The sequence below is a fragment of the Streptomyces sp. NPDC006365 genome (assembly GCF_042870755.1).
GTDB lineage: Bacteria > Actinomycetota > Actinomycetes > Streptomycetales > Streptomycetaceae > Streptomyces > Streptomyces xiangluensis.
This window is the reverse complement of record NZ_JBIAHS010000030.1, coordinates 58,495-79,148: the sequence shown is the minus strand read 5'-3', so window position 1 is coordinate 79,148 and position 20,654 is coordinate 58,495. Positions and strand designations below refer to the sequence as shown.

At 71.5% G+C, this 20,654-nt stretch carries 16 protein-coding genes and 1 pseudogene; 5 read left to right on the top strand and 12 right to left on the bottom strand.

What is annotated here, in order from left to right; all coding sequences use genetic code 11:
* Position 1 precedes the first annotated feature (1 nt).
* The 3 genes from ACFYO0_RS44050 to ACFYO0_RS44040 form a co-directional block, all read right to left on the bottom strand.
* Positions 2 to 1,102 (bottom strand): glycosyltransferase family 4 protein, encoded by a 1,101-nt coding sequence (locus tag ACFYO0_RS44050; RefSeq protein WP_388687535.1) that lies wholly within the window; start codon positions 1,100 to 1,102, stop codon positions 2 to 4.
* 23 nt (positions 1,103 to 1,125) lie between these two features.
* The gene (locus tag ACFYO0_RS44045) at positions 1,126 to 1,524 is read right to left on the bottom strand and encodes a 6-carboxytetrahydropterin synthase (protein ID WP_344395866.1); all 399 of its coding nucleotides are present in this window, start codon (positions 1,522 to 1,524) and stop codon (positions 1,126 to 1,128) included.
* A gap of 188 nt (positions 1,525 to 1,712) precedes the next feature.
* On the bottom strand, positions 1,713 to 2,699 hold the full coding sequence (locus ACFYO0_RS44040) for a zinc-binding alcohol dehydrogenase (protein ID WP_388687533.1): 987 nt from the start codon (positions 2,697 to 2,699) through the stop codon (positions 1,713 to 1,715).
* Between the two features lie 188 nt (positions 2,700 to 2,887).
* On the opposite strand from ACFYO0_RS44040, the gene ACFYO0_RS44035 reads away from it, so the two are divergent.
* From ACFYO0_RS44035 to ACFYO0_RS44025, 3 genes and pseudogenes are all read left to right on the top strand, one after another.
* Positions 2,888 to 3,733 carry a CDP-alcohol phosphatidyltransferase family protein gene (locus ACFYO0_RS44035; RefSeq protein ID WP_388687514.1) on the top strand — a complete coding sequence of 282 codons (846 nt, stop codon included), beginning with the start codon at positions 2,888 to 2,890 and terminating at the stop codon, positions 3,731 to 3,733.
* A 95-nt stretch (positions 3,734 to 3,828) separates the two neighbouring features.
* Positions 3,829 to 4,008, top strand: a complete 180-nt coding sequence (locus ACFYO0_RS44030; protein WP_388687512.1) for a transcriptional regulator — start codon at positions 3,829 to 3,831, stop codon at positions 4,006 to 4,008.
* A gap of 127 nt (positions 4,009 to 4,135) precedes the next feature.
* A pseudogene (locus ACFYO0_RS44025) lies at positions 4,136 to 4,618 on the top strand (MerR family transcriptional regulator); the annotation flags it as partial.
* 42 nt (positions 4,619 to 4,660) lie between these two features.
* On the opposite strand, the gene ACFYO0_RS44020 reads toward ACFYO0_RS44025, so the two are convergent.
* The 3 genes from ACFYO0_RS44020 to ACFYO0_RS44010 form a co-directional block, all read right to left on the bottom strand.
* A complete protein-coding gene (locus ACFYO0_RS44020; RefSeq protein WP_388687510.1) occupies positions 4,661 to 5,080 on the bottom strand; it encodes a type II toxin-antitoxin system VapC family toxin in 420 nt (139 codons plus the stop codon).
* A complete protein-coding gene (locus tag ACFYO0_RS44015; RefSeq protein ID WP_388687508.1) occupies positions 5,077 to 5,307 on the bottom strand; it encodes an antitoxin in 231 nt (76 codons plus the stop codon). Before ACFYO0_RS44015 ends, ACFYO0_RS44020 begins: the two co-directional genes overlap by 4 nt.
* Positions 5,308 to 5,379: 72 nt before the next feature.
* Positions 5,380 to 6,360: a hypothetical protein gene (locus tag ACFYO0_RS44010; protein WP_388687506.1), complete on the bottom strand. Its 981-nt coding sequence runs from the start codon at positions 6,358 to 6,360 to the stop codon at positions 5,380 to 5,382.
* Between the two features lie 191 nt (positions 6,361 to 6,551).
* Here ACFYO0_RS44010 and ACFYO0_RS44005 point away from each other — a divergent pair, with 191 nt between their 5' ends.
* A complete protein-coding gene (locus ACFYO0_RS44005; RefSeq protein ID WP_388687504.1) occupies positions 6,552 to 8,825 on the top strand; it encodes a heavy metal translocating P-type ATPase in 2,274 nt (757 codons plus the stop codon).
* A gap of 16 nt (positions 8,826 to 8,841) precedes the next feature.
* Here ACFYO0_RS44005 and ACFYO0_RS44000 read toward each other — a convergent pair whose 3' ends face one another.
* Positions 8,842 to 9,768 (bottom strand): DUF5134 domain-containing protein, encoded by a 927-nt coding sequence (locus ACFYO0_RS44000; protein ID WP_388687502.1) that lies wholly within the window; start codon positions 9,766 to 9,768, stop codon positions 8,842 to 8,844.
* Between the two features lie 169 nt (positions 9,769 to 9,937).
* Here ACFYO0_RS44000 and ACFYO0_RS43995 point away from each other — a divergent pair, with 169 nt between their 5' ends.
* The gene (locus ACFYO0_RS43995) at positions 9,938 to 10,156 is read left to right on the top strand and encodes a copper ion binding protein (protein WP_344395860.1); all 219 of its coding nucleotides are present in this window, start codon (positions 9,938 to 9,940) and stop codon (positions 10,154 to 10,156) included.
* Between the two features lie 122 nt (positions 10,157 to 10,278).
* On the opposite strand, the gene fusA is transcribed toward ACFYO0_RS43995, so the two are convergent.
* The 5 genes from fusA to ACFYO0_RS43970 all read right to left on the bottom strand — a co-directional run bounded on the left by fusA (position 10,279) and on the right by ACFYO0_RS43970 (position 20,580).
* Positions 10,279 to 12,390 carry an elongation factor G gene (gene fusA / locus ACFYO0_RS43990; RefSeq protein WP_388687500.1) on the bottom strand — a complete coding sequence of 704 codons (2,112 nt, stop codon included), beginning with the start codon at positions 12,388 to 12,390 and terminating at the stop codon, positions 10,279 to 10,281.
* Between the two features lie 399 nt (positions 12,391 to 12,789).
* On the bottom strand, positions 12,790 to 13,734 hold the full coding sequence (locus ACFYO0_RS43985; protein ID WP_388687498.1) for an ABC transporter ATP-binding protein: 945 nt from the start codon (positions 13,732 to 13,734) through the stop codon (positions 12,790 to 12,792).
* Entirely contained in the window at positions 13,731 to 16,562 is a 2,832-nt protein-coding gene (locus ACFYO0_RS43980; RefSeq protein ID WP_388687496.1) for a hypothetical protein, read from the bottom strand. Before ACFYO0_RS43980 ends, ACFYO0_RS43985 begins: the two co-directional genes overlap by 4 nt.
* Positions 16,563 to 16,779: 217 nt before the next feature.
* Positions 16,780 to 20,022, bottom strand: a complete 3,243-nt coding sequence (locus ACFYO0_RS43975; RefSeq protein ID WP_388687494.1) for an FtsX-like permease family protein — start codon at positions 20,020 to 20,022, stop codon at positions 16,780 to 16,782.
* A gap of 144 nt (positions 20,023 to 20,166) precedes the next feature.
* Positions 20,167 to 20,580, bottom strand: coding sequence for a VOC family protein (locus tag ACFYO0_RS43970; RefSeq protein ID WP_388687492.1), 414 nt, complete (start codon positions 20,578 to 20,580; stop codon positions 20,167 to 20,169).
* Between the last annotated feature and the right edge of the window lie 74 nt (positions 20,581 to 20,654).

Genomic DNA, 20,654 nt, shown 5'->3' with positions numbered 1-20,654 from the left:
CTCACGCTGCCCCCTTCCTTTCGTCCCGTCCAAGTCGCCCCAGCACACCGGCCAGGCTCCGGGCCGTCGCGGCCCAGCCGTCCAGCGCGGCCCTGCGTCCGCGTGCGGCGGCCCTCAGCCGGCGCCGTACGTCCGCGTCGAGGAACCAGCCGCGCAGTTCCGCCGCGAGCGCCACCGAGTTGTCCGGCGGTACGAGGATGCCGGGCATCCCGCCGTCGGGAGCGCGCCCGACCGCCTCGGGGAGCCCGCCGACGTCCGTGGCCAGGACGGGGATGCCCCGGGCCAGCGCTTCGGTGACGGCCATGCCGTACGTCTCCGCGTACGAGGTGAGCACCATGAGGTCCGCGGAGGCGTAGCTCGCGTCGAGTTCGGCTCCGGCCTGCGGGCCGACGAGTTGCAGCCGGTCGCCGAGGCCTTGGTGGTCGATGAGCTCCCTCAGTTCGGCGACATAGCCGGGGTCCTGGCCCAGGCCGCCGACGCAGACGCAGCTCCAGTTCAGGTCGGTGAGGGTGGCGAGTGCCTCGACGAGGCGGTGCTGAGCCTTGCGCGGGGTGACGGAGGCTACGCACAGCAGCCGCGAGACGCCGTCGGTACCGGCGGCCAGGGGCGCGATGTCGGCGCCGGGCGCGGCGACATGGACCCGGTCGGGGGCCAGCCCGTGATGGGCGACCAGCCTGCGGGCCGCCCACTCGCTGGTGGCCACGATCGCGGGCACGGAACGCAGCGTGCGGCGCTCGCGGGCGTCCAGTTCCGCCGCCAGACCGGGGTCGAGCCCCGTCTCGTCGCCGAGCGGCAGATGAACGAGGACGACCAGGCGCAGCCGCTCGGTCTCGGCGGCGATGATCTCGGGGGCGGCGCAGGCGACGAGTCCGTCGAGGAGTACGCGGCTGCCGTCCGCCATCTCACCGAGGGTGCGGGCCAGCTCCGCGCGGGCGGCGGCTCCGGGCCGGGGCCAGCTGCCGTCGATCGCGTGCTTGTGGACCTGCCAGCCGAAGGCGGGGAGGTCGAGGCACACCCGGGCGTCGTAGATGTTGCCGCCGCTGGGCGTCCTCGGGTCGTCCACTCCGCCGGGCATCACGAAGTGCATGGCGCGAAGAGACATGGGGATGATGGCCGCGTAGTTGTTCACAGCCCACGCTCATAACTCGCCCAGGCGATGTGCGACTCGTGCAGGGTGACCGTGATGCCGGACAGTCCGCGGGCGCCCTCGCCCAGCGCACCCTTGTGCACCCGCTCCGCGAGGCGGTCGGCGATGACCTTGGCCAGGAACTCCGTGGAGGTGTTCGTGTTGGCGAAGTCGGGTTCGTTGTCGAGGTTGCGGTAGTTCAACTCGCTCACCACCCCGCCCAGTTCCTGAGTGGCCAGTCCGATGTCGACGACGATGTTGTCGTCGTCCAGCTCTGCGCGCCGGAAGGTGGCGTCCACGAGGAACGTCGCCCCGTGCAGGCGCTGCGCGGGTCCGAAGACCTCCCCGCGGAAGCTGTGGGCGATCATGAGGTGATCGCGGACGGTGATGCTGAACAACGGACGACCCTCCAGGTGCGGCGCGTCTGATCCCTCTGCCGGGCGTGCCGTGTAGTACGGCAGGTCCGTTCTCCGTGTTCAGGCGGTACGGGAGGAAGTTTCGGCGGGTTTTCGTTTGGGACGCGTGACTCGGACGCGTCGTTCGATGGACCGGTCACCGGGCGTAGTCCCGAACCGATCCGGGGCGGTCATGCCCCTTCAGTGTCGTACTGAACCAGGTGGCACAGTGCCTGCGTCTGACCCGCGGCGAGCGCGGTCATCGCCTCCGGCAGGTCCTCGAAGGCGCACGAGCCGGTGATCAGCGCGTCCAGGGCGGGGTCGGCGAGCAGTTCGAGCGAGAGGGCGAGCCGGTCGGCGTACGTACGGCGACCGCTTCTGGCCGGGGAGACGGTGCCCACCTGGCTGCTGCGGACGACCAGGCGGCGGGAGTGGAAGGCCTCGCCCAGCGGCAGGCTGATCCGCCGGTCGCCGTACCAGCTCAGCTCGAGGACGGTCCCCTCCGGGGCGAGGAGTTCGAGAGAGCGGGTGAGTCCCGCCTCGGTGGCGCTGGCGTGCACGACCAGGTCGCAGTCCCCGGCGGCGTCCGCCGGGAGCGCGAAGTCGACGCCGAGCGCCTGGGCGAGTTCGGCGCGTGCCGGGTTGGCGTCCACGAGCTGGACGCGGACGGCGGGGTACCGGGCGAGGAGGGCGGCGACACTCGCGCCGACCATTCCGGCGCCGACCACCGCGATCCGGTCACCGACGAGCGGTGCGGCGTCCCACAGTGCGTTCACCGCGGTCTCCACGGTCCCGGCGAGGACGGCACGCGAGGCGGGCACGGACTCGGGTACGGGGGTCACGGCGCCGGCCGGGACGACGTACCGGGTCTGATGCGGATAGAGACAGAAGACGGTCCGCCCGACGAGCGACGCCGGCCCCTCCTCCACCAGGCCCACATTGAGATACCCGTACTTCACCGGCCCAGGGAAATCGCCTTCCTGGAACGGCGCCCGCATCGCGCCGTACTGGCTCTCCGGCACGCCGCCACGGAAGATGAGGGTCTCCGTTCCGCGGCTCACTCCGGAGAAGAGCGTGCGCACCAGAACCTCGCCCTCGATGGGGCTCGGCAGGTCGACGTCGCGTATCTCACCGTGGCCGGGAGAGCTCAGCCAGAAGGCGCGCGCAGCGCGGTCCATCGGCATCTCATCCTCCTGAAAAAGTCGTGCTGCTGAGTAGTGCCCAGGCTCCGCCGAGTCGTGTCCAGCCTGTGAACCTGCTGAGTCCGGCTGAACGATCTGGCGACCCTGCACGTACCGACCGTTGCGAAGCCGCGGACAACGTAAGCGGCAGTGATCGACTTTGTCATCTGGCCGGAGGATGTGCGGTGGCCCTGAACAACACGTACGACGCTAGGCTCTTGCAGGTGCAGCAGGAAACGGCGGTCGGAGCGGGCGCGATGCTCCTCCTGCTGACCGTCCTCGGCACGGCGATCGGCATGGGGCCGGCGGGCTGGCTGACGGGCCTGGCCTTCGCGTTCGCCACCTGGGCCGTGCTCGCCCGCGCCCTGCACCGCACCCGGCCCCGCTCCTTCGGGCCCGCGAACCGCGTCACCCTCGGCCGCGCCACGCTCGTCGCCGGCGTCACGGCCCTGGTCGCGGACTCCTTCCAGAGCCCGCCGCCGGTCACCCTCCTGGTCGCCCTGACCGCGGTCGCCCTGATCCTCGACGCGGTCGACGGCAAGGTCGCCCGCCGCACCGGTTCCTCGACCGCGCTGGGCGCCCGCTTCGACATGGAGGTCGACGCCTTCCTGATCCTGGTCCTGAGCGTGTACGTCTCCACGCAGCTCGGCACCTGGGTCCTCCTGATCGGCGCCATGCGCTACGCCTTCGTCGCCGCGGCCCGCTTCCTCCCCTGGCTGAACGCGACCCTCCCCCCGAGCACAGGCCGCAAGACGGTGGCGGCACTCCAGGGCGTGGCCCTACTGCTCGCGGGAGCGCAAATCCTCCCGTACGCCGCGACCCTCGCGACGGTCGTCCTGGCACTGGGCTCGCTGGTGTGGTCGTTCGGCCGCGACATCGGCTGGCTGTGGAGGAACCGGGAGGGCCACGTGACGCTCCACGAGTCCACCGAGCCTGCCGCCACTGAGGCCTACTCCTCCGTGGCTTCCGTACCCTCCTCGCTTCCCGCACTCGCCGCGTCAGGCAGGGCGACCAGTTCGTCGAGGCTGTAGCAGATCACGGCGGGCTTCCGTAGCTCCGGTAGGACCATGTACTGCTTGCCTGGTCCGGTCTGCGCACGTACGACCTGGACCGGCCACGGCAGCGTATGAGCCTCTACCGCACCGTCCTGGCCGAGGGGCAGCACGACGACTTCGTCACCCTGCTCAACCGGGACCTGCTGATCGCCCAGTGGCCCGCGCTGCGCGCCCTGGTCAGCAGACACATCCGCAACGTGTGGGAAGACACCTTCCCCGAGCTCGTCCACCGGACGTCCACCGCAGCGTGAACCTCGGTACCGGACCTCTGGCAGACCCAGCGCGAGACGCACCCCTGACAGATGCGACACCACACCATGTCCAGGAGCTGACCCTCGACCTTGTGAAGGGCTCAGAGTCCCGGGTGTGGAGAGCGAGATGCGCAGCATTGGTGAGATGGCTCGGGACAGTGGACTGGGCGTGAGTGCCCTGCGGTTCTACGACCGTGCCGGTGTGCTGGTCCCTGCCTGGGTGGATCCGGTGAGTGGCTATCGCTGGTACGGCCCCGAGCAGCTTGAAGAGGCCCGGTTGCTGGCCCGGTTGCGCCGGGCGGGTATGCCGCTGGCGGACATTCGGCTGGTGCTGGCCGGCTGGTCCAGCGCGGACACCGACCTGGTGCGCAAGCTCCTTCAGACGCATCTGCGCCGTCTTGAGCAGGGGCTGTCCGATGCCCGCAGTGAGTTCTCCACGCTCCGAGCACTACTCGACCACAGGGAGAACCGCATGACTTCGCTCCGCACCGCCACCGTCAAGCTGTCTGTCTCCGCACTTGAGTTGGCCGCCGCACTGGACGCGGTCCGTTTCGCCGCCAGCACCGACCCGGAGCTGCCGATGCTCGGCGGTGTCCTGTTCGACATCGAGGACGCCTGGGTGTGGACTCCGAGCATTCCCATCAGTGGCCGGTCAGGGAGACGCCTCGAAGGTCTCGATCTCGCAGCGCGGCGCACCGCTCTTTCCGATCCTGGCGTCACTCGTGATCAACGGCACGCCCAGGCTTTCGGCCAGGGCGACGTACTGGGCGTCGTAGGTGGACAGGTTGCTCGACAAGCCCTTGATGCGCTCCCAGAGGATCAAGGTCTCGTGCCGGTCGATCGCCAGGTCGCGATACGTCGCCAGGCCCTTGCGGAGCTGTCTTTCGTTGAGCTTGGGCTCACCACCGCGTCGGCCGCGCGCTAGGCCGAGCAGCGCCGACATGACCTCGTAGTCGATCAAGTGCGGTGCGGCGAGCCGGTCCTCCTTCGCGACGCGTTCACGCACGCCGCGTCCCGTGGGTCCCTCGTCGGCGAGGAAGAAGACGAGCGCGGAGCAGTCGACAACGATCACCGGCCCGCCCGTCCGTCATCGATCGCGGACAGTACGTCCGATGTGCTCAGACTCGCACCGGCCTCGGATTCGGCGCGGGCGGCAACCTCGGCGAGCGTGGGTCGGGTGGCTTCACCGACGAGTACATCGAGCGCGTACGCCTGGAGCGACTTGCCCGCTTGCGCAGCGCGGGCCTTCAGTATGGCCAGAGCGTCGTCCGGAACATCCCGGATGGTAAGTGCAGTCATGCCTGCATTTTATCGGCGCTGCAGGCAAAATGCAGGCATTCAGGCCGCCCATCCATGGCCCGCGCCCCGATTTCAGTGGCCGTGGCCGCCGCCCGAACCGTGCTCGTCCGCGCTCGGTTCCGCCGTTGCCGACGCACCCCCCGCGTGGACCGTGAAGGCCGCCGTACGGACCTTGCCCTCGTGCTTGAAGTCGAGGAAGAGGCGGTACGCGCCCTTACTCGGGGCCGTTGCCGTGAAGGAAACCTCCGGGCCGGACTCCGTTTCGCCGTCGCCGGGCTCGCCGTTGGGGTGGACGTGGAGGTAGGCGAGGTCTCCTGAGCGGAGGGCGACCAGGTGGCCGTATGCGCCGAGGTAGGGCTGGAGGTTGCGCACGGGCTTGCCGTCCTTGGTGACGTTCAGCTTCAGTTCGCTGCCTGTGCCGGGGCGGAGCTCGCCGTTGAGCGTGACCTTGTAGTCGTCGACGATCGCGGTGGGGGCGGCCTTCGGCAGCTCGGCCGGCTTGTACGGGCCCGACACCGCGAGGTCGGAGCCGAGGGTCAGACCCTCCCCGGCACCCTTGGGCTTGAAGTCGGCGAAGACGCGGTACCCGCCCGCCTTCGGCAGTTCGACCGGGATCGACCAGGTGCCGTCGGCGGCACGGGTTGGGTGGAGGTGGCGATAGACCGTGAGGTCGCGCGAGGCGACGATGAGGTGCAGTTCTTTCTCGTGCTCGCGCTGGTACGCGGTCACGTTCCGTCCGGTGCCGTCCTCGACGATGGCGAAGCTCAGCTCGGTGGCCGCGCCGGCCTCGATGCGCGAGGTCTTCAGGTCGAGCGTGTAGCCGCCCTCGGAGGTCTGCAGCCCGCCGGGCGGTTCCGCCGTGTGCCCGCCGGCCGCCTCGGCGCCTCCGCCCCCCTCCTTCTCCTTGTCCGCCGCGTGGCCGCCGTGCTGCGCGGCCTTCGTGGTCTGGTCGTCCGACACCACGGGGTCGATGGCGTTGCCCACGCCGTAGGCCGTGCCGAAGGTCGCGGCGAGCGCGGCGGCGAAGGTCGTGAGCTTCAGTGCGGTGTGCATGGCGTGATCCCTTCTCAAGGGCCGCCGCTAGAGGGCGACCAACGCTCTCCAACATACCCCTAGGGGGTACACAGTCAAGTCCAGTCAGCCCTTGAATTGAATACGGGAGGGGGGTATACATGGAGGCGCAGAGCTCATACCCCCTCCGGGTATATCCGGTATCTCCGCCCATCACGCTGCGAGGAGCGCACATGGCCACCACCACACCCGGCGCCGCCGAGGTCGAGGTCGAACTCGCCATCGGCGGCATGACCTGCGCCTCGTGCGCGGCCCGGATCGAGAAGAAGCTCAACCGCATGGACGGCGTCGAGGCGACCGTCAACTACGCCACCGAGAAGGCCAAGGTCACGTACCGGGACGAGGACGTCTCCGTCCAGGACCTGATCTCCACGGTCGAGGCCACCGGTTACACCGCCCACGAGCCCGCGCCCGTGGGCCCGGAGCCGGCAACCGGTAGCGCGGACAGGCCCGATTCCGCTGCCTACGACGAGTTGCGGCCGCTCCGCGAGCGCCTGATCACCGCCGTCGCCCTCGCCGTGCCGGTCATCGCGATGGCGATGATCCCGGCCCTCCAGTTCGAGTACTGGCAGTGGCTGTCCCTGACACTGGCGGCGCCCGTCGTCACGTATGCCGCATGGCCCTTCCACCGCGCGGCATGGACCAACGCCCGGCACGGTGCGGCCACCATGGACACGCTGATCTCGGTCGGTACGTCGGCCGCGTTCCTGTGGTCGGTGTGGGCCCTCTTCTTCGGCACGGCCGGCACTCCCGGCATGACACACCCCTTCGAGCTGACCATCGCCCGCAGCGACGGCGCCGGGAACATCTACCTCGAAGCCGCCGCCGGAGTCACCGCCTTCATCCTCGCGGGCCGCTACTTCGAGGCCCGGTCCAAGCGGAAGGCGGGCGCGGCACTCAAGGCGCTGCTGGAGCTCGGTGCGAAGGAGGTGACGGTCCTGCGTGCCGACGGTCGCGAACTGACCGTTCCCACCGCCGAGTTGGCAGTGGGCGACCGCTTCCTGGTGCGCCCCGGCGAGAAGATCGCCACCGACGGTGTCGTCGTCCAGGGCTCCTCCGCCGTGGACGCCTCCATGCTGACCGGCGAGTCCGTACCGGTCGAGGTCGAGGCCGGCGAAGGCGTCACCGGTGCCACGCTCAACGTCGGCGGACGGCTCGTCGTCGAGGCCACCCGAGTCGGCTCCGACACCCAACTCGCCCGTATGGCCAAGTTGGTGGAGGACGCTCAGAACGGCAAGGCCGCCGCCCAGCGGCTCGCCGACAGGATCTCCGCGGTCTTCGTCCCGGTCGTGATCGGCCTCGCCCTGGCCACCCTCGGCTTCTGGCTCGGCAACGGCTTCGGGCTGACCGCCGCCTTCACCGCCGCGGTCGCCGTCCTGATCATCGCCTGCCCGTGCGCCCTGGGGCTCGCGACGCCGACCGCGCTCATGGTCGGCACCGGGCGCGGCGCACAGCTCGGCATCCTGATCAAGGGGCCGGAGGTGCTGGAGAACACGCGGAAGGTCGACACGATCGTCCTCGACAAGACCGGCACGGTGACCACCGGCCGGATGACCCTGCTGGCCGTGCACACCGCCGACGGCACCACCGAGCACGAAGTACTGCGCCTGGCCGGTGCGTTGGAGCACTCCTCGGAGCACCCGATCGCCAAGGCCGTGGCCACGGGCGCCGCACAGAAGGTCGGCAAGCTGCCCACCCCGGAGGACTTCGCGAACGTCGCGGGCCTCGGCGTCCAGGGCATCGTCGAGGGGCACGCGGTTCTGGTCGGCCGGGAGAAGCTGCTCGCCGAGTGGGAGATCCGGCTGACCGGGAACCTGGAGCGCGCCCAGGCGGAGGCCGAGGCGGCCGGACGTACGGCGATCGCGGTCGCCTGGGACGGCGAGGCCCGTGCGGTTCTCGAGGTGGCCGACGCCGTCAAGGAGACCAGCCCCGAGGCGATCACCCGGCTGCGGGCGCTCGGCCTGACCCCGATCCTGCTGACCGGCGACAACGAGGCGGTCGCACGGTCGGTCGCCGCCGAGGTCGGTATCGACGAGGTCATCGCCGAGGTCCTCCCCCAGGACAAGGTGGACGTGGTCAAGCGGCTTCAGGCGGAAGGCCGTTCGGTCGCGATGGTCGGCGACGGCGTCAACGACGCGGCGGCGCTGGCACAGGCGGACCTGGGTCTGGCCATGGGTACGGGCACGGACGCGGCGATCGAGGCCGGCGACCTCACTCTCGTACGGGGCGATCTGCGCGCCGCGGCCGACGCGATCCGCCTCTCGCGCCGCACTCTGCGCACCATCAGGTCCAACCTGTTCTGGGCCTTCGCCTACAACGTCGCCGCCCTCCCCCTCGCGGCAGCCGGCCTGCTCAACCCGATGATCGCGGGAGCGGCAATGGCCTTCTCCTCGGTCTTCGTGGTCGGCAACAGCCTGCGGCTGCGGGGGTTCCAGGCGGCGAACTGAAACAGACAGGCCCGCCCTAAACCGCCATCAGCAGAAGCATCGCCGCCATGGTGCCGCCCATACCGATATGGGCGGCCAGCGCGGCCTCGGGTGCGGCGCCGGGGCGGCGGCGGTGGCCGTGGGGGCCGTGGGGGCCGTGGGGGCCACGTTTCGCCGTCCGGGCCCTGTCCCGGACGGCGAACGTCAGCGAGGCCAGGAACACGACGACCGTGTCCGGCATGGCGAGCAGCCAACGGCTCCAGCTGCGGCGCCGGCCGCCTTCGCGGCCCTCCGCGAGGCGGTGACTGCGGTTGGCATCCCGGACCTGCGCCCACACGGACGCGGCGATCGACAACAGGAAGTAGACGGCGAGCGCCACGACCACGAGACGCCAGACAGCAGCACCCGAGGACGTGGACGCCCCGGCGGCAGCGGCCAGTTCGGACGACTCCGTCCCGTGTCCGTGCCCGAGCTCCTGCCCGCTCCCGTGCCCGTGGCCGTGACCGTTCATGGCTTCCGTGTGCGAGTGCGCCGCCGACTCGGCGCCTGCCGCCATGTGCTCCATCCCCGGCATGTGCGCCATGTGGGAGCCGCCCAGAGCGAGCACCGGCCCGGAGGACGTACTCGTCATGGCAAGCGTCATGATCACCATGCCCGCGCTTCCGACGATCAGATGCACCCAGTGCCGACCGTGCCTCCACCCACCCTCACGCGTGTGCTTCACGGCCAGCGCGACCCCGCCGAGCCCAAGCAGCGCGAACGCCACCGCCCACCCGACGCCGTACTCCGCGTACCAACTCACCGTCACCGGCAAGGACATGACGGCCATGCACACGCTCATCAGCAGATCGCCGCCTGCCGCGAACCGGGCCCCGCCTCTCGTGGTCGCCATCCGGACCGTGCTGACCGCGGCGACCAGCACGGCGAGCACCGCAATGGACCAGGTCAAGGCCAGGATTCCCATCGATACCTCCGCATCGACCGACTGCGGCACCTGCTGGTGCCCTTAGTACGTGACGGGGAGACAGGCCGTTCAAGCTCTTGACAACACCCATACCCCCTAGGGGTATGATGGAGCCGTCAGGAAGAAGCAGGAAGCCAAGAGCCAGGCAGGCAGCGAGAGGAGCAGAGTCATGGTGCAGGACATTTACGAGGTCAAGGGCATGACGTGCGACCACTGCGTCAAGGCCGTCTCGTCCGAGGTCGGCGCGCTCGACGGCGTCACGGGCGTGGAGGTCGACCTGGAGACCGGCCGGGTAACGGTGTCCAGCGGCGACCGCCTGGCGTACGACGCGGTCGCCGAGGCCGTGGACGAGGCCGGCTACGACCTGATAGGCCGCCGCGAGCAGTAGGGCTCGCGGCCATGCGCAGCAGCCCGGAACGGTCCCGCCCGTGTACTTCGCGTACGGGCGGGACCGTCTTTGTTGCCACCGGCCTTCAAGCCACCGTCCTTGAGCTGCCGCCGGCCCTGGAGCTACCGGGCCGGGACACCGTCGGACGCCGCGCTCGGTGCCGGGGCGTAGCCGGCAGGCCGGGTGGTGAAGGTGCCCCGGCCCTGGGTGCGGCTGCGCAACCGCGTCGCATAGCCGAACAGTTCGGCCAGCGGCACGGTCGCCGTGATCATCACCGCGCCCGCCCGCGGGACCGAGCCCGAGACCCGGCCGCGCCGCGCCGCGAGGTCGCCGAGCACCGCGCCCATGGCGTCTTCGGGCACGGTGACCGTGATGTCGACCACCGGTTCCAGGAGCGCCATCCGGCCGGCGCGCAGTGCGTCGCGGAGCGCGAGTCGACCGGCCGTCCGGAACGCCATCTCCGAAGAGTCCTTGGGATGGGTCGCCCCATCGGTCAGCACGACGCTCACTCCGGTCACCGGATGACCGCCGAGCGGCCCTTCTGCCAGCGCGTCCCGGCAACCTGCCTCGACCGCTCGTACGTACTCCTTCGGCACCCGGCCCCCGACGACGGCCGACCGGAACGCGAAACCGGTCGCGCTGCGGGCACCGTCGGAAGCGGCGGTACCAGTGGCGGCCTCCAGCGGACCCACATCGAGGACGACATGGGCGAACTGACCGGCGCCTCCGTCCTGTTTGACATGCCGGTACACCAGCCCCGACACGCCACGGACGAGCGTCTCCCGGTACGCCACCCCCGGCCGGCCGACGCCGACTGCGAGCCCGTGGGTACGGCGGATCTTCTCCACCGCCACCTCCAGGTGCAGCTCACCCATCCCCGACAGCACGGTCTGGCCGGTCTCGGAGTCGGTCCTGACCACCAGCGAGGGATCCTCCTCGACCAGCCGCGTCAACGCGGTCGCCAAGCGGTTGGTATCGGTGCTGCTGCGCGCCTCGACAGCCACCGAGACGACCGGGTCGGCGGCGGTCGGCCGTTCGAGAAGCAGGGGAGCCGAGGGGGCGCACAGGGTCGACCCGGCGCGGGCGGACTTCAGCCCGACCACCGCGACGATGTCCCCGGCCACAGCCCGGTCCAGCTCCGCGTGGCGGTCGGCCCGGACCCGCAGAATCCGCCCGATGCGCTCGGTGCGCCGTGCGCCCGCGTCCCACACCGTCTCTCCCTTCTCGATCGTTCCCGAGTACAGACGTACGTACGTCAGCCGTCCCGTGGTGGTCGCGTTCACCTTGAACGCCAGTGCCGCGAACGGCGCCGCCGGGTCGGCGACCCGTTCCTGCTCCGCGCCGTCCTGAGTGCCGCGTATCGCGGGCACGTCCAGCGGCGAGGGCAGGTACGCGACGACGGCCTCCAGCAGCGGCTCGATTCCGCGGTTGCGATAGGCCGAGCCGCACAGCACGACCACGCCGTCACCGGTACGGGTCAGATCGCGCAGCGCGGAGATCAGCGTCCGCGTGGAGAGAGCGGACCGCGCGCAGAACTCCTCCAGTGCGGGCGCGTGGAGTTCAGCCACCGCTTCCTCCAACTGCCGTCGGCGCCGGTGCGCTTCATCCCGCAGGGCATCGGGAACCGGACCTTCGTCGACCGTGTCGCAGCCGTCGGTCCAGACGAGCGACCTCATACGCACCAGATCCACCACCCCGGTGAAGCCGTCCTCCGTACCGATCGGCAACTGGACGACCAGCGGGGCCGGATGCAACCGCTCCCGGATCGACTCGACCGCCGTGTCGAGGTCGGCACCGGCGCGGTCCAGCTTGTTGACGAAGGCGATCCGTGGCACGCCGTGCCGATCGGCCTGCCGCCACACCGACTCGCTCTGCGGCTCCACTCCCGCGACGGCGTCGAACACCGCGATCGCGCCGTCGAGCACGCGCAGTGAGCGTTCCACCTCGTCGGAGAAGTCGACATGGCCAGGGGTGTCGATCAGGTTGATCCGGTGGCCGTCCCAGGCGCAGCTGACCGCCGCGGCGAAGATGGTGATGCCGCGATCGCGCTCCTGCGGGTCGAAGTCGGTGACAGTGGTGCCGTCATGGACCTCACCCCGCTTGTGGGTGGTTCCGGTGACGTACAGGATCCGCTCGGTGACAGTGGTCTTCCCGGCGTCGACGTGGGCGAGGATGCCCAGATTGCGAACGGCGGTGATCGGACTGGTCGGTTGACGGTGCAGGTTGTTGCGCACGGCCCATGGCCTTTCGGGATGATCCAGAACGGGGCAGCGCGATTTCCGTACGAAACGGGCCTGTCGTGACGACAACAGGCAGGCAGGGACCAGGGGTTGAGGTGGTGTGCGAGCCGGCTCACCGAGTCGGGCGTTGCGGCGTCAGGTGGTGCCGAGTCAGGCGTTCGTCACGGACATCCGGTACCGGCCGCGCAGCGGGCACCGGGCAGCCGAAGACACGAGGATCACCTCGTTCAGCGACCGGGGAACGACGACAGCGGTGCGGTACCGCATGGCCGGGCTCCCCTCACTCGTCTCACTCATCACGAGGCGCGCCGACCTGTACTGCTCTCGTGGCGACGCGCGCGTTGCGTGGTGAGTGTAGGGAACCCGGCACGGGCGGGGCACCGGTTTTTTTCGCTACGGCAGATCGGCAGGCCGGTCCCGGTCCCTCTCGTCCGGCCATACACCCACATGGTCCGGTTCCGCTGTCAGGCGGACCCGGCCGCGCAGTCCGTAGCGTTCCACGTAGTCGCGGGGCAGTTGGAGACGGCCCGTGCGGTCGAGGACCGTGTACTCCTCCGCATCCGTGCCGTCGGGTGTTCGGAGGGTCTCCGTCGACGTGCGGCCGTCGCGGATGCGGACCGTGCGGCGGACCTGGCCGGAGACGAGCGGGTCGTGGGTGACGACGAGGACGGTGGCGCCGAACTCCTCGTTGGCGCGGCGCAGCGTGGCGAACACCTCCTCGCCACTCGCCGTGTCGAGCTCGCCCGTGGGTTCGTCGGCGAGCAGGACACGCGGCGCGTTGGCCGTGGCGACCGCGATGGCGACGCGCTGCTGTTCGCCGCCGGAGAGTTCGGCGGGACGGCGGTCGCGGCAGTGGGCGACGCCGAGTACGTCGAGGAGTTCGGCGGCGCGCGCGGCCCGTTCGCCGCGGGGCACGCGCGCGTACTTCATCGGCAGCGCGACATTCTCCAGCGCGGTCAGATACGGCAGCAGGTTGCGTCCCGTCTGCTGCCATACGAAGCCGACGGTGTGCCGGCGGTAGCCGAGCCGTTCGCGGCGCCCCATGGCGAGCAGATCGTGTCCGGCGACCCTGGCCCGGCCCGCCGTGGGCAGGTCGAGCCCGGAGAGGATGGACAGCAGCGTCGACTTGCCGGATCCGGAGGCACCGACGAGCGCCATGCACTCGCCCTCCTCGACGACGAGGTCGAGGCCCTGGAGCGCCTGCACCTCGACCTCGTCGGTGCGGTAGACGCGGACCAGGTTGTCGCAGACGACGAGCCCGTCGTCCGCGCGCGGGCGCTGGGCGTCACGGGCCCGCTCCTCCAGTTTGCGCAAGTCGTTCCCGTGAGGTTCGGTCACCGTTCCTCCGTGAGGCGCAGGACGGCGCCGAGTCCGCGGCGCCGTCCGATCCAGGTCTCCACCGCCACCGCCACGATCACCAGCAGGCCGAGGCCGGCGCCCAGGGCGGCGGTCAGCAGCAGGTCGGGACGTGGCGTGGGGGCGGCGGGTCCGCCCGTGAAGTCCCGCAGTTCCAGGGCGGGTCCGAGCAGCGCGGGCAACGTCAGGCCGAGCGCGGTGCCGCCCGCCACGGCAGCCAGCACCATCGGCAGCAGTTGGAGCAGGTGCAGCGCCGACGTGGCACGGTGGCCGAGGCCCAGCGTGCGCAGGTAGGAGGCGGTGCGACCGCGGGCCGGGGCGGACAGCATCAGTTCGAGTACGAGGGCCAGCAGGGCGAGGAGTACGGCGAGCCCGGTGCTGGCGGTATGCGCGGCCGTCAGGACGTCGACCATGCCGTCCGCGTCGGCCTCGGCCTCCTCCTCGGCGCGGATGCGCAGCTCACCGACGGCGGTGTCGGAGGCGGCGCGCGGCACGAGGGCCCGCAGGTCCGCCACGTCAAGGCGTGGGCCGTACAGCAGGAGGGCGCTCTCCTCGAAGTCGCTTCCGGCGAAGGCCTTCAGGTCGCGGTTGTCGGCGAGGAGCAGTTGGTCGCGGGTAGCCGCCGTAGCGCGGACGGGGCCGATCGCCGGGTCGCGGAGTACGTCGTCGGGGAGGGCACCGACGACACGCAGGCCGATCTTCCTGCCGTGCGAGGTGATGGTGAGCAGGTCGCCGGCGCGTGCTCCGGTGGCCAGGACGCGGATGTCCCGGCCGCGTCCCGGTGTGGTGAGTCCGGCGTCGTCGAGCGCACGGCCCGCGGCCGAACCGGGCGCCACCGCCCGGAGTTTCGCGCCGTCGAGGCCGATGAGGCTCGCGATGCCGTAGCGCTCGCCGCTGGTCCCGCTCGTCGGGTCGACGCGCAGTTGCCGCACGCTGACGGTGTCGCGCAATCCGCGCACCCGGGTCAGCCGTTCGGCGACGTCGGGGTTGCGGCCCGCGCCGCGGAAGGAGGCGTCGGCGCCGACCTGCCAGGCGGCGGCCTCGCGGCGGCCGTCCGTCAGCGTCCCGGCCACCAGCCCGCCGAACACCGCTCCGGCCAGCGTCACCACCAGGACGAGCAGTGCGAGCGCCCGGGCCGGTGCCTCCTTCGCGGCCCGGGAGAGCGCGATCAGGGCCACCGCGCCACGCCGCCGCGCGGACCAGCGCGCCAACAGCCGTACCGGCAGCGGATAACAGCGCACCAGTACGGCGACGGTGGCGAGCCCCAACAGCGCGGGCACCGCGGCGAGCAAGGGGTCGGGTCCCGCGTCGCCGGCCGTGCCGCGGGTGCGCAGCGCGAACACGCCGGCCGCGGCGAGCAGCAGGACCAGCGCCTCGGCGACGATCCGGCGGCCCTCCCCCACTCTCGACTTCGCTCGAGCGGGGGGACCCCCATGACCGGAGGGACCCCCACCGTGCCGGTTCGGCTCATACCGGGTGCCGGTGGTGCGGTCGCGCAGGGCGTGCCAGGTGAGCGCGGGGAGCAGCAGCCAGACGAGTGCGGCGACAAGCACTCCGTAGTCGTACGAGGGTGAAGGGCCCGGCAGCGCCCGCGCGACGGCGAGCCCTGCCGCGAGCCCGAGCAGCACGGCGGGCGCGGTCTGTGCCGCCCGTGCCAGTGCGAGGCCCGTCGCGGAGGCGCCGCGGGCGATCTGCAGCCGGTGGGCGTCGAGGCGGCGGCGTACCGCGAGCAGCGCCGTGACGGCGGCTGTGAGCAGTCCGGTGACGAGCAGGGACGCCAGCGCGAAGGAGATCACGGTGCGGCCCTGCCGCCACTGCGTGCCGAACTCCGTGATCACGTCGGGAAGTTGGGAGCTGTTCTGCAGGGTGGAGGCGGCATGCGAGCCGATCTGGCAGAAGTTGCCGCCGTAGTCGGCGATGTCGCCGCAGAAGACGGTCCGTGCCTCGTCCGGGTAGCGCGCGAGCAGCCGCTGGAGTTCGCCCTGTCCTTGCTCGTCGGCGAACCGCGTGGCGGTGTCCGCGTCGAGGTCGAGGCGCAGGCCCCAGTTGACGGTGAGCGGGGCGCCCGCCTGCGACTGGAGGGCGGTGACGGTTCGCGGGGCGACGAGGGCGCGGGCCTCCCAGTCGATTCCGGAGATGCTGCGAGGGAGATGCTGCGAGGGCCGCACCAGCTGGGGCTGCTCGCGCCACAAGCGGTCGCGGTGCGTGGTGAAGAACCCGACGACAACGGCGGTGGCGTGGACGTCCTTCAACGCGCCGGGCTGGACCGGGAGTTGCTGCCCGAGCCGCAGCCTCAGCGCCTCGCGCGTGCGGGTGGAGACGGCGATCTCCACGGCCTTGCTGTCCGGGTCGGGCGGCCGTCCCTCGGCGTAGGCGGCACGGCCCGGCGCGTCGGAGGCGTACACCAGCCCCAGTCCCACCTCCCCAGCGCCCGTGGCGGTGCGCACGAGCGGCAACTCGACACGGGTCGAGTCATGCACGAGGCCACCGTCGAGGCCGTCGGGAGCCGCGCTTTCGATCACGTCCGTGACGGGACCCAGATCATCACCCAGATCATCCGCAGGGCTGTCCTCCCCCGCATTCCCCGCCGGGTCGAACCGCGCGCTCAACTGAACCCCCGGCTCGGCCCGTTGCTCCTGCTCCAGCCGCGAGACGAGCGCCCGCCCTGCAAGCCGGTCGAGCAGCCCGGGTCCCGCCGCAGCGACACCAATGAGCAACGCCACGAGCACCACAAGGCAGACCAGCAGGGGCAGTTCGGCCCGCGCCTCGCGCAGGGAGACGGAACGGACCAGCCGCGTCGGGCGCCTCATGTGCACTCCCCCGCGTACGGCAGTTCCCCAAGAGGCGGGCCGGCAGGGGCAGTTCCGGTCACACTCCGACGCAAGCCGACGGGGCTCAGCGGTAAGACAACGCGCCTCATCGGTCCTTCCCGGCCCGCAACACCCTCACCAAGAGGCAGACCAACAGGGGCGGTTCGGCCCACACCCCGGCCCAAGCCGACCGGGCCCGGCAGCCACACGACCCGCCTCACCGGTCCTCCCCCGCCCGCAACACCCTCGCCAGATCAACCCGCCCCAGGAACCGCGCCGCCACCGTCACAACGCCGCAGATCACCAACGTCGTCGCCGCCGCCGTGAGCACCACCCGCCCCCACGGCACCTCGGTCAGCAGCCCGGGATAGACCGGCCGACCGGTGTCGTCGACCGTGACCACCGGCATGATCAGCGCGGCCAGCAAGGTGCCCAGCACCGTGCCGAGCACCGCCGCCACGGCAGCCAGAGCCAACTGTTCGGTCCACAGGTACGCGGCGAGTTGGCGGCGTCGTACACCCAGTGCCCGCAGCAGTGCGAACTCCCGGGCCCGGGCCCGCGCCGAGAGTGCCGTGTGCAAGGTGAAGCCGACGACGGCGAAGGCCGGCGCGAGGACGAGGCACAGAGTGAGCGCCCCGCGTGCACCCTGCCGCAGCGGGTCCGCGGCCAGCCGGGCCCGGGTCCCCGGCACGTCGACAGCCGTGCCGAGCCGGGGGTCCGCCCGGACGGCGCGCAACGCGGCACCCGCATCCCCCCGCTCGGCGGCCATCCACCAGGCGGTGTCGGCGCCGGGCAGCGCACCGTCGAGTACGAACTGAGCGGCCATGGCACGGGAGTCGGCGAGCAACCGGGGTCCGTCGCGCTCGACGCCCGGCACGGCATCGATCTCCCCGACGATCTTGATACGGGCGCTGCCGCCGCCCACCCGCTGCAACCTGACCGTGTCCCCGACACGGACCACACCGGTGTCCAGCATCGTCCGGTCGGCGAGCGCGGGCGCGGCGGGACGCCCCTTGGCGCGGTCCGTACCGAGCCGCACGCTCCACGTCGGGTACTTGATCTCGGTGTCGGGCCCGCGCAGCACCGCGTTCAGGAGCGTGCCGGGCGCCGGACGGTCGGAGCACAGTACGGGCCCCGGAGCACTCCCGGTCTTCCTCGAAGGCGTGGCCCCGGGACAGCCGGCGACCCACTGGTCCGGGGCGTCGGTGCGCAAGTCGTGCCAGGCGGCGGGCCGAGTGAGCCCGGGCACGCGGTCGACACTGAGGCGGTAGGTGCGCCGTACGCTCTCGCCGGTCATGCTCAGGCCGAGCTGAACGATGCGTACGCCATCTCCCTGGGCCGGAACCTTCAGCCGTACGGTACGAGCCGCGCCCTCCGTGTCCTCCAGCGCGACCTCGCTCGCGTGGGCGAGACCGTCCGCGTCCACGAAGTGCACGGTGAGCCGCACGGGCACAGGGGTGCCGGGCCCGTCGGCGAACAGCCTGACGCGCAGCGGGACTTCACGTGGAGAACCGTCGAGCGGCAGCCCGTACGCGGGGATGTTCCGGCCGAGCGGCGCTACGAGCTCGGACACCGGCCGGTCGCCGAGGTCGGGGCGCAGGGCGGGCGCGGGGCCGCGCGTGGTGTCGATGCCGGTGACGGTGACCCAGCTCTGGCCGAGGTAGCCCTCGGTGTCGACGACGGGGGTGACGGCCCGGGCGCCGGGCAGTGCCGCGTACGCCGTGCGCCGCTCTGCGGGCGCGAGCCGCCCGCCGGGGTCGATCCGCAGGTCGGAACCGACCCGGAAGACCGCCTGGTCGTGGTCGCCTCGGTCCAGGATCGCGAGTGCGGTGCTGCTGAGCGCGGCGACGGCCAGGGCGAGCGTCACCAGCAGCGCGGGCCCGGCGTGCCGCGCGGCGCGCCGCGCGATCTGCCAGCCGCCGAGAGGCAGCACGAGCCCGGTGCCGCGCCGCGCCAGGGGCTCGGTGACCCGCGCGAGCACTGGGAGCGCCCGCAGGACGAGCAGCGCCGCGGCGGTGGTCATCGCGACGGGCGCGAGGACGAGTACGGGGTCGACGCCGCCGCCCGTGACCGGCGAACGATACTGCCGCAGCTGCAGCCAGCCGAGCACGGCGACAGCCGCGAGCCCCAGGTCGGCGCCCAGCCGCTGCGCCCCCGAGAACCGCCCCAGGCGCAGCCTCAGCCTCCGCACCACATGCTGGTCCCGTACGGTCCGCACGGTCGGCAGCAGCAGCGCGGCACCATGCACCGCGACGGCGAGCAGCGCGGCGGCCCAGCCCGCGGTGAGCGTCGCCGACGCGGGTACGTCGCCGGGTATCAGCCCGGCCCCGTCGAGCAGCCGCAGCAGCGGACCGGCGAGGAACGGCGCGGCCAGACCCGCGGGCACGGCCACGGCCGCCCACTGCACGGCCGTCGCCAAGGCCAGCCGCGAGGTTCCGGCCCCGCGCGAGGCCAGCAGCGCGAGTTCGGGGCGGCGGTGCTCGGCGAGCTGGCGCGCGGTGAGTACGAGGGCCGCGGCGGCCAGGGCGGCGAGCAGGGTCGCCGGGATGTAGAGGCCGGCGCGGGCCACGGCGATGGGGGCCGTCAGGTCGTCGAGCGCATCGTCAAGGGTGGACTTGGCGACGAGCTCGGTCGTGGGCTTCGTACCGCGGAACACGGAGAGCGTCACGTCGCTGCCGCCGAACCGTCCGGCCCGCCGCTCCAACGGCCCGATGTCGCCGAGCCGCAGCCCGCCGGTCTCCGGCACGCCCAGCCAGAGCACGCCGACGTCCCCGGCCAGACCGGGGGTCGCCGTCAGCGCCCCACGCTCCACCAGCGCCACGGAGTCGGACGTACCGAAGGTGGTGGTGCTCAGGGCCGCCCAGACGGCAGGGCTGCGGCCGTCAGCCCGGTACAGCCCGGCCACCCGCATCCGCACCTGCGGCCCGCCGTCCTGCTGCACCCGCAGCTCATCGCCGGGCCGCACCGCGAGCTCCACCGCGAACACATCGCTGAGCGCGGTCTCGACGACTCCTCCCCCGCCGGCCGCGCTCGGCCAGCGGCCCGCCACCAGCCGGGCATGCCGCCGCGTCTCCTGAAGAGCCACCACGGACAGGCTGGCGTCGTCCCGCCGGCGGCCGTCCGCCTCCGTCACGCTCAGCTCGGCGGAGCGGACAGCCGGAACCCGTAACGCGGACCAGGTGCGATGCGGTACATCACCGAAGGCACGGTCGACAGCGGCCCGTACAAGACCGTCCAGCTCCCCCACGCCACTCGACGGGTACGCCCCGGAGACATCGACCACGGCCTCGGGATCACCGGCGAGCCGCCGCTGCACCCCGCCCTCGACAGCCTTTTCGGAGAGTGCCGCGAGCGCCGCCAGCACGATGGCGGCAAGCAGCACGGCGAGGCCCGCGGCGCCCAGCACCAGTCCGTGATACCCGGTCCCCCGCACCACGGCAGGCGTACGTCTCCCGCTCAACTGCCCGGTCTCCCCCCGTAGTCCGGCACAGTATGGGTCGGTTCGTTCGAGGCCCGCAATGGTGTGGAAGAAGCTGGCGGGCGTAATGCATTTGGCACGGGGCGGAACCGGAGGAATCCGCTTCCGCCCCGTCCCGTTCTTCGCTCAGCTCTGCGCCTGAGTGATGTTCACCATCCACTGGATGCCGAAGCGGTCCGTACACATACCGAATACGTCGCCCCACATCTGCTTCTCCAGCGGCACGGAAACCGAGCCGCCGACCGACAGCTTCTCCCAGTACCCACGCAACTCGGCGTCGTCGTCGCCGGTCAGGGCCACCGAGAAGTTGTTGCCCGGCTTGTACTCCTCCTCCGGAGCGCCATCGGCGCCCATCAAAGTGAAGCCGCTCGGAGTCTCCAGCATGCTGTGCATGATCTTGTCGGCAAGGGGCGTACTCTCCTGCCCGAACTCGCCGTAAGTGTTCAGCAACAGCGTGCCGCCGAACACCTTCTTGTAGAACTCCATCGCCTGCCGGGCGTCACCGTCGAAGCTGAGATACGGATTGAGCCGCGTGGCCATCAAAACCTCCCTGATAGGGGAAATCGGTCAGATGCGCGCAGACTAACGCGGGCCACTGACAGCGGCCTGCCGAC

Excerpts from the sequence above, each read along its gene's own strand:
- ACFYO0_RS44050 (WP_388687535.1), bottom strand. The coding sequence starts at position 1,102 with ATGTCTCTTCGCGCCATGCACTTCGTGATGCCCGGCGGAGTGGACGAC.
- ACFYO0_RS44040 (WP_388687533.1), bottom strand. The coding sequence starts at position 2,699 with ATGGACCGCGCTGCGCGCGCCTTCTGGCTGAGCTCTCCCGGCCACGGT.
- ACFYO0_RS44030 (WP_388687512.1), top strand. The coding sequence starts at position 3,829 with ATGAGCCTCTACCGCACCGTCCTGGCCGAGGGGCAGCACGACGACTTC.
- ACFYO0_RS44015 (WP_388687508.1), bottom strand. The coding sequence starts at position 5,307 with ATGACTGCACTTACCATCCGGGATGTTCCGGACGACGCTCTGGCCATA.
- ACFYO0_RS44010 (WP_388687506.1), bottom strand. The coding sequence starts at position 6,360 with ATGCACACCGCACTGAAGCTCACGACCTTCGCCGCCGCGCTCGCCGCG.
- ACFYO0_RS44005 (WP_388687504.1), top strand. The coding sequence starts at position 6,552 with ATGGCCACCACCACACCCGGCGCCGCCGAGGTCGAGGTCGAACTCGCC.
- ACFYO0_RS44000 (WP_388687502.1), bottom strand. The coding sequence starts at position 9,768 with ATGGGAATCCTGGCCTTGACCTGGTCCATTGCGGTGCTCGCCGTGCTG.
- ACFYO0_RS43995 (WP_344395860.1), top strand. The coding sequence starts at position 9,938 with ATGGTGCAGGACATTTACGAGGTCAAGGGCATGACGTGCGACCACTGC.
- ACFYO0_RS43980 (WP_388687496.1), bottom strand. The coding sequence starts at position 16,562 with ATGAGGCGCCCGACGCGGCTGGTCCGTTCCGTCTCCCTGCGCGAGGCG.
- ACFYO0_RS43970 (WP_388687492.1), bottom strand. The coding sequence starts at position 20,580 with ATGGCCACGCGGCTCAATCCGTATCTCAGCTTCGACGGTGACGCCCGG.